The 14,957-nt window shown below is 58.6% G+C and carries 13 protein-coding genes and 1 pseudogene; 7 read left to right on the forward strand and 7 right to left on the reverse strand.

Translation table 11 applies throughout. From position 1 onward, the window contains the following. Together HX773_RS03205 and HX773_RS03210 are read right to left on the reverse strand one after the other, a co-directional pair. Positions 1-347, reverse strand: a pseudogene (locus HX773_RS03205) (transketolase); the annotation flags it as partial. Positions 348-376: 29 nt separating this feature from the next. Further along, positions 377-835 (reverse strand): RpiB/LacA/LacB family sugar-phosphate isomerase, encoded by a 459-nt coding sequence (locus HX773_RS03210; RefSeq protein ID WP_101764432.1) that lies wholly within the window; start codon positions 833-835, stop codon positions 377-379. Between the two features lie 446 nt (positions 836-1,281). Here HX773_RS03210 and HX773_RS03215 point away from each other — a divergent pair, with 446 nt between their 5' ends. From HX773_RS03215 to HX773_RS03245, 7 genes are all read left to right on the forward strand, one after another. Then, on the forward strand, positions 1,282-2,616 hold the full coding sequence (locus HX773_RS03215; RefSeq protein ID WP_176970396.1) for an MFS transporter: 1,335 nt from the start codon (positions 1,282-1,284) through the stop codon (positions 2,614-2,616). Between the two features lies 1 nt (position 2,617). Continuing rightward, the gene (locus HX773_RS03220) at positions 2,618-4,363 is read left to right on the forward strand and encodes a dihydroxyacetone kinase family protein (RefSeq protein WP_176970397.1); all 1,746 of its coding nucleotides are present in this window, start codon (positions 2,618-2,620) and stop codon (positions 4,361-4,363) included. A gap of 3 nt (positions 4,364-4,366) precedes the next feature. Next, positions 4,367-5,140 carry a triose-phosphate isomerase family protein gene (locus tag HX773_RS03225; RefSeq protein ID WP_176970398.1) on the forward strand — a complete coding sequence of 258 codons (774 nt, stop codon included), beginning with the start codon at positions 4,367-4,369 and terminating at the stop codon, positions 5,138-5,140. After that, positions 5,140-5,949, forward strand: coding sequence for a sugar phosphate isomerase/epimerase (locus tag HX773_RS03230; protein WP_176970399.1), 810 nt, complete (start codon positions 5,140-5,142; stop codon positions 5,947-5,949). The genes HX773_RS03225 and HX773_RS03230 overlap by 1 nt, the downstream gene beginning before the upstream one ends. A 4-nt stretch (positions 5,950-5,953) precedes the next feature. Further along, the gene (locus HX773_RS03235) at positions 5,954-6,811 is read left to right on the forward strand and encodes a phosphogluconate dehydrogenase C-terminal domain-containing protein (RefSeq protein WP_101764427.1); all 858 of its coding nucleotides are present in this window, start codon (positions 5,954-5,956) and stop codon (positions 6,809-6,811) included. Between the two features lie 232 nt (positions 6,812-7,043). Next, entirely contained in the window at positions 7,044-8,018 is a 975-nt protein-coding gene (locus tag HX773_RS03240) for a sugar-binding transcriptional regulator (protein ID WP_176970400.1), read from the forward strand. Between the two features lie 242 nt (positions 8,019-8,260). Continuing rightward, complete coding sequence (locus HX773_RS03245) at positions 8,261-9,868, forward strand: ABC transporter ATP-binding protein (protein WP_176970401.1); 1,608 nt, start codon at positions 8,261-8,263, stop codon at positions 9,866-9,868. On the opposite strand, the gene HX773_RS03250 is transcribed toward HX773_RS03245, so the two are convergent. The 5 genes from HX773_RS03250 to HX773_RS03270 are packed head-to-tail and all read right to left on the reverse strand — an operon-like array spanning position 9,854 to position 14,957. Further along, positions 9,854-10,672, reverse strand: a complete 819-nt coding sequence (locus tag HX773_RS03250) for a sulfurtransferase (protein WP_176970402.1) — start codon at positions 10,670-10,672, stop codon at positions 9,854-9,856. The genes HX773_RS03245 and HX773_RS03250 overlap by 15 nt on opposite strands. Further along, positions 10,662-11,645, reverse strand: coding sequence for an ornithine cyclodeaminase (locus HX773_RS03255; RefSeq protein WP_176970403.1), 984 nt, complete (start codon positions 11,643-11,645; stop codon positions 10,662-10,664). The genes HX773_RS03250 and HX773_RS03255 overlap by 11 nt, the downstream gene beginning before the upstream one ends. Then, complete coding sequence (locus tag HX773_RS03260; protein WP_176970404.1) at positions 11,645-12,643, reverse strand: 1-aminocyclopropane-1-carboxylate deaminase/D-cysteine desulfhydrase; 999 nt, start codon at positions 12,641-12,643, stop codon at positions 11,645-11,647. The genes HX773_RS03255 and HX773_RS03260 overlap by 1 nt, the downstream gene beginning before the upstream one ends. Further along, complete coding sequence (locus HX773_RS03265; RefSeq protein ID WP_176970405.1) at positions 12,643-14,046, reverse strand: M20 family metallopeptidase; 1,404 nt, start codon at positions 14,044-14,046, stop codon at positions 12,643-12,645. The genes HX773_RS03260 and HX773_RS03265 overlap by 1 nt, the downstream gene beginning before the upstream one ends. Beyond that, on the reverse strand, positions 14,043-14,957 hold the full coding sequence (locus HX773_RS03270) for an ABC transporter permease (protein WP_176970406.1): 915 nt from the start codon (positions 14,955-14,957) through the stop codon (positions 14,043-14,045). Before HX773_RS03270 ends, HX773_RS03265 begins: the two co-directional genes overlap by 4 nt.

Genomic DNA, 14,957 nt, shown 5'->3' on the forward strand with positions numbered 1-14,957 from the left:
AGCGGGCCGGTGGTGGTTTCAACGCCTGCGGTGTAGCCATATTCCGGGTGGCCTGGAGTTTTAGAGTGCAGCTGACGGAAGTTTTTTAATTCGCTGAGGGGTAAATCGTAACCGCTTAGGTGCAACAGGCTGTAAATCAGCATTGAGCCGTGACCGTTCGATAAAACGAAGCGGTCGCGGTTAGCCCAGTGAGGATTGCGTGGATTGTGCTGCAAAAAGTCGAGCCACAACACTTCAGCGATATCCGCCATGCCGAGCGGGGCGCCCGGATGTCCCGAATTGGCTTGTTGTACGCCATCCATACTCAAAGCGCGGATGGCGTTGGCTCTTTCCCGGCGTGTAGACATAAGGTTCTCCAGAGGTGCGACGTCGGCGCTTATTTAGCGTGGGATACTTGTTCGTAGTAACCGATCTTGTCAACTTTGGCCGTTGAGCCGCCACCTTCAAACTCCGATGCCAGCCAGGCATTAACAATGTTCTTCGCCAGCTCAGGCCCGATGACGCGCGCGCCCATGGTCATGATCTGCGCGTTGTTGCTCTTGCGAGCACGCTCGGCAGAGAAGGTGTCGTGGCACTGCGCCGCGCGCACGCCTTCTACCTTGTTGGCGACAATCGCCACACCGATGCCGGTGCCGCACAGCAGAATGCCGCGCTCAAATTCGTTCTTCTGAATGGCGGTGGCGAGCGCAAATGCCACATCCGGGTACATCGGACGGTCGTTTTGCGCGTCATTGGTGTAATCCGTCACCACATACTCTTTCTCTTCCAGCAGCTTTTTAATCACATTTTTCAATTCGATAGCCGCATCATCGGCGCCAATTGCGATAGTTTTCATCGTCGTTCTCCAGCAGGGTGTGCAATGACGCCTGCACGTTTGTTCAGCAGGCGAGAAGATGTTCATGGTTAGCCTGCCACAAATACAATCATATGTTCAATGGTTGTTCATATGAATTGCTTTCAGCATCGCGCCTGAATACCTCACTGAACCCTTTGAAACCGCCTGTGCGGCGGCGAATGGGCGTAGTAATCCGATAAATTGACCAAAATCAAATCTCATGAGGCTGCTCACACTTTCGCGTGTTGCAGTTGAGAGATGCACAATTATCCGTGTAGTGTTCATATGTTCGCATGACTATACCAATGTACAAGAAGACCCATCGAGGACTCGAACATGTGTCATTTACACCGTACCTCTCAGTACTCCTGCAGCCAGCGCCTCTTTGGCGTTTGGTCAACACCACATAAAAAAATGATCACTCACGCACGTCGTGGAGGTGCGTTATGAACCAACCAACAATGACGGCGGTGGAACAATCCACCATCAGAAAAATCTCCTGGCGCTTAGTGCCGTTCGTGGCGCTGATGTTCTTTATCAACTTCCTCGATCGCACCGCGATTTCGTTTGCCGGCCCCAACGGCATGACGCAAGACCTCGGCCTCACCGCGCTGCAGTTTGGCCTGGCGTCGGGCATCTTCTTTATCGGCTACATCCTGCTGGAAGTGCCAAGCAACCTGGCGCTGCATAAGTTCGGCGCACGTCGCTGGCTGGCGCGCATCATGATCAGCTGGGGCATTGTCTCGCTGTTGTTCACCTGGGTGAGCAGTGTGGAAGGCTTGTATACGCTGCGTCTGCTGCTGGGGATCGCCGAAGCCGGCTTCTTCCCTGGCGCGATTCTCTATCTCAGCATGTGGGTGCCGGGACGTCATCGCAGCAAAATCCTGTCGCTGTTCTATCTTGCCCAGCCGCTGACGGTGGTGTTCGGTGCACCTTTAGCTGCGTCGCTGATTCAGCAGCACGGCCTGTTTGGCATGGAAGGCTGGCGCGTGATGTTTATGGGCGTGTCGATTCCCGCGATTCTGATTGGTATCGCCGCGCTGTTCTGGTTGGTGGATTCGCCGCGTCAGGCCAAGTGGCTGACCGCCGAAGAGAAAACCTGGCTGACCACCGAACTGGAAGCCGAGCATCAGCAGAAGCAGGGCCACCAGAAACATAGCCTGCGCTCGGTGATGGGTAACGGCCGCGTCTGGATGCTGTGCCTGATTTACTTCGGCTTTATTTATGGCCTGTATGCGCTGGCGTTCTTCTTGCCGACCATCATCGCTGGCTTCCAGCAGCAGTTTGGCACCACCTTTAACGTGATGCAGAAAGGGCTGATTACCGGCGTACCGTACCTGATCGCGGCGGTGGTGATGTTCTTCTGGTCGAAAGATGCCACACGTCGCGGCTGCAAAACCTGGCACATCGCTATCCCGGCGCTGGCAGGCGGCCTCAGCGTACCGCTGGCGTTGTATATGGATTCACCGTTTACCACCATCATGGTGATTGCGATTACCGCCAGCTCGATCTTCGCCGCATTGCCGAACTTCTGGACCTTACCGACGCAGTTCCTGACTGGCGCGTCTGCCGCCGCAGCAATTGCCTTGATCAATACCTTAGGAAACGTAGCGGGCTTCTCCGCGGGCTACATCACCGGCGCGCTGCATGACGCCACTAACAGCTACGCCTTGCCGATGTTTGTGGTAGGTGGATTCATGCTGCTGTCAGCGTTCCTCATGCTGTTACTTAATCGCCGTCGCTCGCCGTCGCAGCCGACCTCTTTAGCTCAGGAGCATTAATATGACGTACCTGTTTAACCAACCTTCAGCCTTTGCCGCTGAGCTTATCGAAGGCTTTGTCGCCGCCAACGCCGATAAAGTGCGCCAGGTCGCCGGAGGCGTAGTGCGCAGCACCCGCAGCCAGCCAAATACGGTGGCGGTGATTGTGGGCGGCGGGTCCGGTCACTATCCGGCGTTTGCCGGGTTGGTTGGACAAGGTCTGGCACACGGCGCGGCGATGGGTAACTTATTCGCGTCCCCGTCGGCGCAGCAGATCTACAACGTGGCACGTGCGGCCCATAACGGCGCAGGTGTGCTGCTGATGTTCGGTAACTACGCGGGGGATGTGCTGCATTTCGGCCAGGCATGTGAGCGTCTGCGGGCGGAAGGCATCGCCTGTGAAGTGCTGGCGGTGACTGACGATATCTCCAGCGCGGGTAAAGATGAACTCGAGAAGCGTCGCGGTGTGGCTGGCGATCTCTGTGTGTTCAAAGCCGCCTGCGCCGCGGCTGAAGCGGGTCACGATTTATCACAGGTCCTGCAGCTGGCACAGCATGCTAATCAACGCACGCGTACCTTTGGCGTGGCGTTTTCCGGTTGCAGCCTGCCGGGTGCCTCGCATCCGTTGTTCGAAGTGGAAAAAGGGCGCATGGCGCTGGGACTTGGCATTCACGGCGAGCCGGGGATTAAAGAGACCGACATGCCAAGCGCGGATGAGCTGGCCGAGATCTTCGTGGAGCGCTTGCTCAATGAACTGCCAGCCGATATTCAGCAGGCTGAAGGTCAGCGCGTGGCGGTGATCCTCAACGGTCTGGGCTCGGTGAAATATGAAGAGCTGTTTGTCGTCTATCGTCGCGTCGCGCAACTGCTGGAGGCCGCCAAACTGCAGGTGGTTGAGCCGGACGTCGGTGAGTTTGTCACCAGCTTCAATATGGCCGGTGCGTCACTGACGCTGATGTGGCTGGACGATCAGCTGGAAACTTTATGGCGCGCGCCGACCAATACGCCAGCTTACCGCAAAGGCAGCGTATTGGTGGCGGAACCGCTGAGCGCCGCTGAACTGGTTGAAAGCACAGAAGAAGCCTTGCCAGCAGCAACAGCGGAATCGCAAGAGAGCGCGAAGCGCGTACTGCAGCTGCTCGAATCCGTGGCGGAAATGTTACAGCGTAACGCTGAGCGTCTTGGCGACATCGATGCGGTAGCCGGTGACGGCGATCACGGTATCGGCATGGAGCGCGGCGTGCTGGGCGCGGTTGAGAAAGCGCGTGAAGTCGCCGCGCGTGGTGCCGGTGCGGGCAGCTTGCTGTGCCGCGCGGCAGATGCCTGGGCGGATAAAGCCGGTGGCACCTCCGGCGCGTTGTGGGGCGTGGCGCTCACCGCGTTGGGTACCGCGCTTGGCGATCGTCAGACGCCAGATGCACAGCGTGTGGCAACCGGCGTACGGGAAGCAAAAGAGGGCATCATGCACTTTGGTAAAGCGCGCGTCGGCGATAAAACCATGGTGGATGTGCTGGTGCCGTTCAGCGACAGCCTGAGTGAGGCAGTTGCCGCCGGAGCGTCGTTAACTGACGCCTGGCTGAAGGCGGCGCAGGTCGCCGATAAAGCCGCGCAGGACACCGCGCAGCTGGTGCCGAAAATGGGGCGTGCGCGTCCACTGGCAGAAAAAAGCGTTGGCACGCCGGATGCCGGAGCGATTTCGCTGGCATTGATCGTCAATACCGTCGGCGATCTGCTAAAAGAACACAGTGCCTCTGAACAAGGAGCTTGAAGCATGTCTCAGCCAAAAATCTGGCTCGGCGTCAGTTTAAAAATGTACTTCGGCTATCAGCAAACCTTGCAATGGTGTCGCGATGTGGCGGCATTAGCCGACCATACTGCGGTGAAAAATGGCGAAGTGGGTCTGTTTGTGTTACCGGCTTATCCGGCGATTCCGGCGGTTGCAGCCATCTTCGCTGACACGCCGGTACGCTTCGGTGCTCAGGATGTTTGCCAGGCTGAGAACGGTGCCTGGACCGGCGAAGTCAGCGCCAGCATGTTGCAGGAGTTGGGCTGCTCGCTGGCCGAAATTGGCCACGCTGAGCGCCGTCGTCATTTCCACGAAGATAAAGTGCAAATTGCTGCCAAAGTGGCGATGTCGCTGCGTCACGGCATCACGCCGGTGCTGTGCATTGGCGAAGAAGTGCAGGCAGAACCGCAGCAGGCGATCGCGCTGTGTCAGCAGCAGCTGGCCGAAGCGCTGGCCGAGTCGGCGCAGCAGGGCTTGAAGGGCGAAGTGTTCTTTGCCTACGAACCGCAGTGGGCAATTGGTGCGCCGCAACCGGCACCGGACAGCTACATCCGCGCAGTGTGCGCCGGATTGCAGCAGCTCGCCACGCCGCCCGGCATCACCCTGAAAATCATCTACGGCGGCAGTGCCGGTCCGGGACTGATTCAGCGCCTTGGCGCGGACGTAAATGGCCTGTTTCTGGGTCGCTTTGCCCACGATCCCAAAGCGTTGGCACAAATTATTGATGAAGCCAGTGAGCTGGCTCAGGAGCTCCGTTAATGAGCCGTATCGGACTCAGTACCTACGCCTTTTTCTGGCGCATGTCGTCGAAAGTCCCTCATCCGCTGACGCTGGAGCAGATGCTGCAACAGACCGCCGATCTCGATGTGTCAGTGTTTCAAATCTGCGACTACCCGGCGATCGAAAGCTGGTCTGACGCACAGCTGCTGACGCTGCGTCAGCAGGCCGATGCGCTCGGCATCACGCTGGAACTCGGCACGCGCGGCCTCGGCACAGAGCATCTGCGTCGTTATCTGCACATGGCGGAAATCCTTGATGCACGCGTCATTCGTTCGATGTTCTACACCGCCGATCATCGTCCCACGCTCGACGAAGCCGCCGAGCTGATTGGCGCAGTGTTGCCAGATTTTGCCCGTCAGCAGGTTCGTCTCTGTCTGGAGACATACGAGCAGGTGAACAGCGGCGCGATGATGTCAGTGATCAACAAGTTCCTGTCGCCGTGGCTCGGCGTGTGTCTCGATCCCGCTAACTGTGTCGCCGGACTCGAATTGCCAGAGCAGGTGATTGCCAACACCGCCGCGCGCGTCGGCAATCTGCACATCAAAGACTTTGCCTTCACGCGCCGTGATGGCTGGGTCGGTTTTACCTTCGCTGGCTGCCCAATGGGCGAAGGCTTGCTGGATTACGACCGGATGATCGCCAGCGTGCGCCCGGCGGATAAAGGCATTAACCAAATCGTCGAACATTGGTTGCCGTGGCAAGACGATGCCGCCGTAACCTGCGAGCGAGAAGCCGACTGGACTCGCCGCACCGTGGAATTCTTACGTAGTAAACAAGATCAGGAGTAACAACATGAGCGTGCAACTGAAAACCATCACCGTGATTGGCGCGGGCGGCAAAATGGGTATGCGTATTTCTGCCAACTTCCAGAAAAGCGATTACCAGGTGTTTTACTGTGAGAACTCACCCAAGGCGCAAGAACAGGTCAGCGCGCAGGGGCGCGAACTCTCTGATGCCGCCTCCGTGGTGCCATTGAGCGACGTGGTGATTCTGGCGGTGCCGGATATCGTGCTGGGCAAAGTCTCTGAAGGCGTGGTGCCACAGATGAAACCGGGCGCGATTCTGCTGACGCTGGACCCCGCGGCGGCCTACGCCAATCTGATCGCCCATCGTGATGGCATTGAATATGCGGTGGCGCATCCTTGCCATCCGTCGGTATTCCTGGAGCGTTACACCAAAGAAGAACATGCCGATGCCTTCGGCGGTATTGCGGCGATTCAGCACGTGGCGGCTTCCTATGAAACCGGTTCTGATGAGCAGAAAGCCGAGCTGAGCAAGGTGATCAGCGTGATGTACGGCCCGGTGGAGCAAGTGCATTGGGTTACCGTGACGCAGCTGGCGTATCTGGAACCGACGCTGGTGGAAACCGTGGCCTGCATGGTTGGCGCGTTTATGAAAGAAGCGCTGGATGAAACCGTTAAGCACAGCGGCGTGCCGGAAGAAGCGGCTAAAGCGATGTTGTATGGCCATATTCAGATCGCGCTGGCCGTGGCGTTCCGCGCTACTAACCCGTTCTCGGATGCCTGCATGATCGCCATGGAGTACGGTCGTGAGAAAATTGTGAAACCTGACTGGAAACAGATCTTCGATCAGAAAGAGCTGGATATCGTGATTGCCCGTATGCTGAAAATCGACGCCATCAAGCGCTAAGCGTGATGCTCGATCGACTCGCGGCGCTGTGGTCTGGCGAAGCGAGTCGTATCAATGATATAACTCCTTCCTTTGGTGTAAGCATGTCAGTTAAGACCAAACAGCACGCACATACTGTAGCGGCGCAATTTATTGCGCGATGAATCGCGCCGCTACAGTATGTGCGGTTAGTGAAATCAGTACTTAACCGATTGGCATTGATACACACGATCTCAAATAAGACAGGTTACGGATGGAAAAAAACACGCTTTCTCAGGACTCCGAGCTGCTGACGGAAATAGCTGTCGCCTATTATCAGGACGAAATCACCCAGGAGGAGATTGCGCGTAAGTTTGGTATTTCCCGCATTAAAGTCGGCCGACTGCTCAAACGCGCGCGCGAAGAGGGCATCGTCGAAATCAACGTGCGTTACCATCCCGTCTTCAGTACCCGCCTCGAACAACAGCTGCAAAATCGCTTCCCACAGCTGCAACGTGCGCTGATAGCGCTCGATCAGCCCGATCAGGACGAGCAGCGACGTCAGGTCGCCGCACTGGTGTCGTCACATTTAGCGCAGTCGCTGAAAGACGACGCCATTGTCGCCGTCGGGCAAGGGCGCAACGTGGCCGCTGTCGCCGATTATCCCGGCCAGGTGCCGACGCGTAATTGTCTGTTTATCAGCGGCATTGGCGGCACGCATCGCCCCGGTGATGCCATCAACGCTGACCATATCAGCCGTCGTCTGGCGAAGAAGTTCGGCGGCATCAGCGAAACATTGTACGCGCCCGCCTATGTTGAGAACCGCGCGTTGCGCGATGCGTTTATGCAAAATGGCACCATCAAAGAGACGCTGGACCGCGCGCGTAAAGCCGATGTGGCGCTGGTGGGCATCGGCGACATGAATGAAAACAGCTATATGGTGAAACTCGGCTGGTTCACGCCGCACGAAATCATCGACGCCAGCGTTAATCAGGGTGTGACGGGCGATGTCGCTGGCTATGACTTCTTTAATTCGCAGGGCCAGCACGTAGATACCGTGATGAACGATCGCGTGATTGGGCTGAGCATTGATGAATTACGCAAGATTCCCTGCGTAATCGCCATTGCTGCGGAAAATACCAAAGCGATGGCGATCCTCGGCGCACTGCGCACTGGTGCGATCGATATTATCGCCACCACCGCGCAGAACATCCGCACCATTTTGAGTTTGTCGCAGGAGAAGGTGTAGTTAAACGGCCAACCCTTTGTAGGGTCGCCATTTATGGTGACCGAAAGACGCTTAACTAACGAGCATTCCGCGAAAAAGTTTACCGTTTTACGATTCAACGGCGATCATCGCCGTTAATACGGAATATTTTAAACTCAATGAACAGCCTTATTCCGCAACGCGCAGTGCCATAACCTAACGGTCTTGTTCGTGCTATGTTCAGGATATATCCTGTATTTTTCCTTGTTGAGAATCCCTGCCTGATGACTAACGCGCGCTTGCTCTCGGTTGAAAATCTCTCGCTGCACACTCACGATCAGCGCTTGCTGGTGGATAACATCTCTTTTCATCTCGATCGCAAGGAAATCCTGGCGTTAGTTGGCGAATCGGGCTCCGGCAAAACCTTAACGTCGCTGGCGCTGATGAGCTTGCTGCCTGCTGGCGTGCAGCAGAGTGGCGGCCGCGTGGTGTTTAATGGCGAGCCGCTGGATGCGCGTACAACCCAGCAATTACGCGGCTGCCGCATCGCCACGGTATTTCAGGAGCCGATGACCAGCATGAATCCCACATTGCGTATTGGTGAACAGATTGCCGAAGTGCTGGTGCGTCATCGTCAGTTCAGCTGGAAACAGGCACAACAGGAAGCGATAGCGCTGCTGGATCGCGTCGGCATCGTTAATCCGGCGCAGCGTGCGCGGCAGTATATTCATCAACTGTCGGGCGGCATGCGGCAACGTGTGATGATCGCCAGCGCCATCAGCGGTCAGCCGGAGTTATTGATTGCCGATGAGCCGACCACCGCGTTGGACGTCACTATTCAGGCGCAGATTCTGGCGCTGTTGCAGGAGTTGCAGCAGGAAATGGGCATGGGGATCTTGTTGATCACCCACGATCTCTCGGTGGTGGCGCGCTACGCCGACCGCGTCTGCGTGATGCAGCAAGGGCAGCTGGTTGAACAGGGCGCGGTGCTGAGTACGCTCGGCGCGCCAACGCATCCTTACACGCGCAAATTGATTGCTGCTTCGGCAGCGCAAATCCCCGAGGCGATTGCGCCGGTTGAACAGCCGCCGCTGCTGGTGCTGCGCGACATCAGTAAAAGCTATCCGCTGCCGCGCCGCATGCCGCTGTGGCCCGCCAAACGGCAAACCGTTTTGCATCCGGCGAATCTGTCGATTGCGCAGGGCGAAATTGTCGGGCTGATTGGCGAATCCGGCTCCGGTAAAACCACATTGGGCAGCGCGGCGATTGGCCTGATTACGGCGGATGGCGGCGAGGTGCATTTTCAGGGACAGCATTTGCAAGGCCGTCAGCTCCATACTTTACGTCGCCACACGCAGATTATTTTCCAGGATCCTTATGCCAGCCTGAATCCGAAAATCCCGGTCGGTGAGCAGATCGCCGAACCGCTGCGCGTCTGGCAACTGCGCAAAGGCGCGGCGGTGAATGAGCGGGTCAAAGAGCTGCTGGCGTTGGTGGGATTGAAGGCCGAACATGCCACACGTCTGCCGGGCGCGTTCTCGGGCGGTCAGCGTCAGCGTATTGCCATTGCGCGCGCGCTGGCGATGGAGCCGAAGTTGCTGGTGGCGGATGAAGCGGTGGCGGCGCTGGATTTATCGGTGCGCGGGCAGATTCTGGCGCTGTTTAATACGCTGCGCCACAAGCTGGGATTATCGGTGCTGTTTATCAGTCACGATCTCGGCGCGGTGCGTCAGTTGTGCGATCGCGTGGTGGTGATGTATCACGGCAGGATTGTCGAATCGGGCGCGACCGCCAGCGTGATTAACCATCCACAGGATAATTACACCCGCCAACTGCTTGCCGCTGCGCCCGACGTGCAGCAAGCGCTGGCGCTGCGATCAACTGCCGTGTAACAGCGGCAGTTCGTGATGTTCTGCCCATTCATGCCAGGAACCGACATACACCGAGACATGAGGAAAGCCCGCCAGTTTCAACGCCGCTAACACGGTGGCGGCGCGGGCACCACGATGGCAATAAACCTGTAACTTCGCGTTTTTACTCAATCCTGCCGCCGCGGCGCGAGCGGCAATCTGCTGCGCTGATAAGAAATGGCCATTGGCGATGACATCTTCCCAGAACAGCAGCTGAGAATGAGGAATCCGTCCAGCACGCTGGCAGCAGGCATGCGCAAAGCTGCCGTCAAACTCGCTGGGGCGACGGGCATCCACGTTGACCACATTCACTCCATCCGCTGCTAACACCTGTTCCCGGCTGCACACCAGTTCGCTATTCCACGCGGGTGCGTTGGCTGCTGGTGGATGCGCCACGGTGCGGCTTAATCCCAATCCCGGAGCGAGTTCATAGCCTGCCGCAATCCATGCATCCACGCCGCCATCGAGAATCAGCGTATCATCACGTTTGAGCAGCCACGCGAACCAGGCGCCGCGCGGTGAACGCATGCCAACCTGCTGCTCGAAAAACACCGGCGTGGCGTTGGGATAGGCGGTAAACATCGGCTGCAGCGCGGTGGCGGCTTCGGCTGCCATCACCGCTAAACCTGTCTCGCTGCAATCCTCAATAAAATAGTCATAGACGTTACAGTGCTGCGCACCGGGCAAGGTGGCGCGTTGCCAGTCGGCAAATTTGCGCACATCGATCAGCAGAAACGCTTCGCCGCGCGCCTGGCGCTGATGCAGTGAAAGCACATCAATGATCATGCAGAACTCCTGAAAACAGCGACTGCAACGAACCGAGCTCGTCGTGCTCGGCGGCCTGTAACACGCGGGCGGCGAGGGCGATATCAAACACGTTGAGGCCAAACGAGGAGAAATAGACGCTGTCATCGGGCTGTGGACGCCAGTTATCCAGCAGCAGCGCGGTGAGATCGGCCGCCACACCCTGCTCACTAAACTCCCCAGCGCGGAACATCTGGAACAGGCTTTTGGCGCTGCGCTGGGCAAAATCGCCCCACGCATCAACCACCACCTTGCTGCTGGCTTTGATGGCGGCAAAACTCACTTCGTGATAGCCAACCTGCACAATGATCCTGCCGGGACGTACCGCTGCTGCGTCGACAATCGGCTGGTCGGCGCTGGTACAGGTCAGCACGGCGTCATAAGGCTGCGCCAGAGCGAGCTGCAGATCGGTTTCGATCTGCACTTCGCGCAACGCACTGAGTTTAAAAGGAGAGCGATTCCACACGCCAATCTGTTCCAGCTGCGGAAACAGCTGCTGCAGCATGCGCAGATGCGCCTGCGCATGCAAACCAGCGCCGAGCAGCAGTACGCGCTTCACCGGACGCGGTGCGGCCAGCTGTAACGCCAGTGCGCTCACCGCCGCGGTGCGTGCCGCAGTGAGTGCGCCGCTGGCCAGCAAGCCGCGCGGAATGCCGCTCTGCGCATCGTTAATCAGGGTTAAGGCTAAGGCGGCGGGCAACGCATCCGGTCGCTGTGGACGATGTGCCGTCCACTTCACGCCTGCGGCGTTGTAGGTGCCGCCGACGCGCGCGGGTAAGGCATAAGCTTTACCGAGCGGCGTGCCGAGGTCGATATGGTTTTCAGCGGGCATCTGCGCTTCGCCGAGACGCATCAGCTGAATCACCGCTTTGACGTCTTCCAGCGCCAAAGCGACATCCCCGCCGCCTAATTGCGCGACAGTAGCTTCATCCAGTACACGCAATAAGGCTTCCATTACTGCTCCAGCAGGCGATCGGCGAACGGATAGAGCGCCGGAGAACCGCCACAATGCACGAAGGTAACGCGCGACCCTTGCGGAATGCGCCCTTGCTCGACCAGCGAGAACAGGCCGTGCATCGCTTTACCGGTGTAGACCGGATCCAGCAGCACGCCTTCCAGCTGGGCGAGTTGATAGATGGCGGCAATGCCGCCGTCCGATGGCACGCCGTACGCCTGACCGACATAACCATCTTCAATCCAGATATCATCCGGCTGCCACTGCTGCGGCCATTGCAGCAGATCGGCACAATCCTGCGCCATGCCGGCAATGCGTGGCTGGAACCAGTCGGCTTTGGCGCTGACGCTCACGCCAATCACCCGGGTATTGGGCCAATAGCGACGCGTACCCACATGCAATCCCGCCAGCGTGCCGCCGGAACCGGTGGGTGCGACGATGAAATCGGGTGCGGGCGTCTGGCTGGGTGCCAGCTGCGCCGCAATCTCTTCCACTGCGCGTACATAACCCAATGCGCCGAGTGGCGTTGCGCCACCCAGCGGAATAATCATTGGGATTTCACCTTGCGCGAGAGCCGCATCCGCGTGCGCCTGCATCGCGCCTTCAATCTGGCTGAAATAGCCGTCGGGATCGAGGAACTGCACCTCGGCCCCGAACAGCTTATCCAGCAGCAGATTACCCTGCCAGCTTGCGGGCGGATTGCCCCGCAGCACCAGCACCGGACGCATACCAAACTTGCGTGCGGCGGCGGCCACCATGCGGGCGTGGTTCGACTGATGCCCGCCGGTGGTGATCACCACATTCACGCCTGTTTTGCAGGCCTCCGCCATCAGATACTCCAGCTTGCGGACTTTATTGCCGCCGCCGCCGAAGCCACTGTAGTCATCACGTTTGATCGTCAGCGTAATCCCAAGTGCCTCACTGAGCCGCGGCAGCGGCTCGTGAGGAGTGGGGAAGAAGCCGAGCGGAACGCGTTCAAACTCTTCTACTGATTTCATTATTTACTACCTTTATTTTTGTGTACTGCGGTGTTTCCCTGGTGTGGCGCGACCCGGCCAATGGCCGAATCATTGAATGCGTTGAGCCATAAGCTCATGGATTGCTGGAAGCGTTCGAGTCCCCCCAGCGTGACAAACTCATTGACGGCGTGAGCGTTGCCGCCGTGGCCTAATCCGCCAATCAAAAAGGCGGGCGCGACGGCCGCGAAAGCGTAGGCGGGCGCACAGCCCGGCGCCCACGGCCAGATTTGCGGTGCCGCGCCCAGCGTTTGATAGCTGGCGATCAAGGCATCGACGCCGCTGGCGCTGCGGCTAAAGCGCACGCCGGGATAACGATCAAACAGGTGCAGCTCGCTGCCGGCTAAGTCGGGTTGTGCCAGGCGCTGCTGCGCGCGGGCAATCATCGCGTCCTGATCGAAACCCGGCGGAATGCGGAACGCCAGTTCCGCGCTGGCACGGAAAGGGATGACGCCGCGTCCGCCCGGCGGATCGCTGTGCAATTCCGCCAGCGTTAAGACCGCGCTGCCGAGCAGCGTTTGCAGGCAGCTCAGCGTGTCGCCTGCGATCATCAGGCGCTGGCTGCGACGGAACTGCAGTTCGTCATCGATGCTGAATTCAGCGGCTAAGGTCGCCAATAATTGATTCGCCTCATCGTCCGTGGCGTGACACGCCAATACGCCGCTGTGTTCAGCTGGCGCGATGGCATCTAATGCCTGCACTAAGCGCCACGCCGGATTGGCGATCCAACCGGCATTGCTGGCATGAATGGCGGAAGACGGTCCGCCCCATGCGCCGCCGGTGACGCTAAGGCGTCCGCTGGCCAGTCCGGTAAAGCCGAGATAGACGCGCGGTGCGCCGCCACCGTATTCGCACAGTGACGGAAACAGCACGGCTTCAGCGGGAGCAATCGGACAAGGCTGTTGCGCCAGATAACGCCGCAGCGCGCCGCTGCCCACTTCCTCTTCGCCTTCAAGCAGGATTTCGATATTAAAATCCAGCTGCTGGCTCTGCTGCAGTTCACGTAGCAGGATCAGCAGGGCGGCGACCGGGCCTTTGTTGTTCTCCGCACCGCGTCCGACAAATACCGCGCCAACATCGTCCCACTGACACACGCCACCAACAAACGGCGGCACATCCCAACCGGCATCATCCGCAGGCATCACGTCATACATGTTGTACAGCACCACGGTTTTGCTGCTGCCGTTATCAATGCGCACATGGACCAGCGGCGGGACATCATCGGTTTGAGACGCCACCGGATAGACGATCGCGGCATTCAGCTGCGTTACCATCCACTGTTCCAGCCAGGCAGCCAACCCGCGCTGCGAGGATAACTGACCGGCCACGCTTGGCCAGCGCGTCAGTTCACTCAGCAGTTCAAGCGTGGCGTCAAGGCGGCTCATAAACGAATCCTCGGGTTCAGCACCAGATAGAGCAGGTCGATCAGCAAATTGATCGCCACGAACACCACGGCAGCGAGTAACACAATCGCCTGCACCAGCGGGAAATCGCGGTTTTGAATCGCCTGAATCGCCAGACGACCAATGCCCGGCCAGGCAAAAATAATCTCGGTCACCAGTGCACCGCCGAGCAGCGAGGCGAAATACATGCCCTGCACGGTGATTACCGGAATCAGTGCGTTACGCAAACCGTGGCGTACCACAATGCGCCAGGCGCTGAGCCCTTTGGCGCGCGCGGTGCGGATATAATCCTGTTGCAGCACATCCATCAGGCTGGCGCGCGTCAGGCGAGCCACGGCGCTCATGTAAAATGCACCCAGGCTCAGCGCCGGCATCACCAGCGCGGCGAAGGTGCCGTAACCACTGGATGGCAGCCACTGTAACTTCAGGCTAAACAGCAGAATCAGCAGCAGCCCGAGCCAGAACACCGGAATCGCCTGGCCGGAGAAGGCCAGCAGGCGGCACAACAAATCCCACAGGCTGTGCGGTCGCAGGGCGCTAATAATGCCCAGCAGCAGACCGAGCAGCGAACTCCACGCCAGCGCACTCACCGCCAGCAGAGCCGTCGCCGGGAGACGTTCGGCAATCAACGCCAATACCGGCTGGCTGTAGCGCAGCGATTCACCAAAATCGCCGTGCAGCACGCCGCCAAGATAGTGGCTGTATTGCCACAGCAGCGGACGATCAAAACCCATGCTGTGACGAAAAGTATCCATCTCCTGCTGGCTGGAGCCGGGCGGCATCATTAGCGCCGCCGGATCGCCCGTCATGTGCAGGCTAAAGAAAATCAGCAGCGACACGCCGAGCAGCACTAATACCGATTGGCCAAGGCGATTGAGCAGAATGTTCAGCAT

The organism is Pantoea sp. B9002, assembly GCF_013385945.1.
GTDB lineage: Bacteria > Pseudomonadota > Gammaproteobacteria > Enterobacterales > Enterobacteriaceae > Pantoea.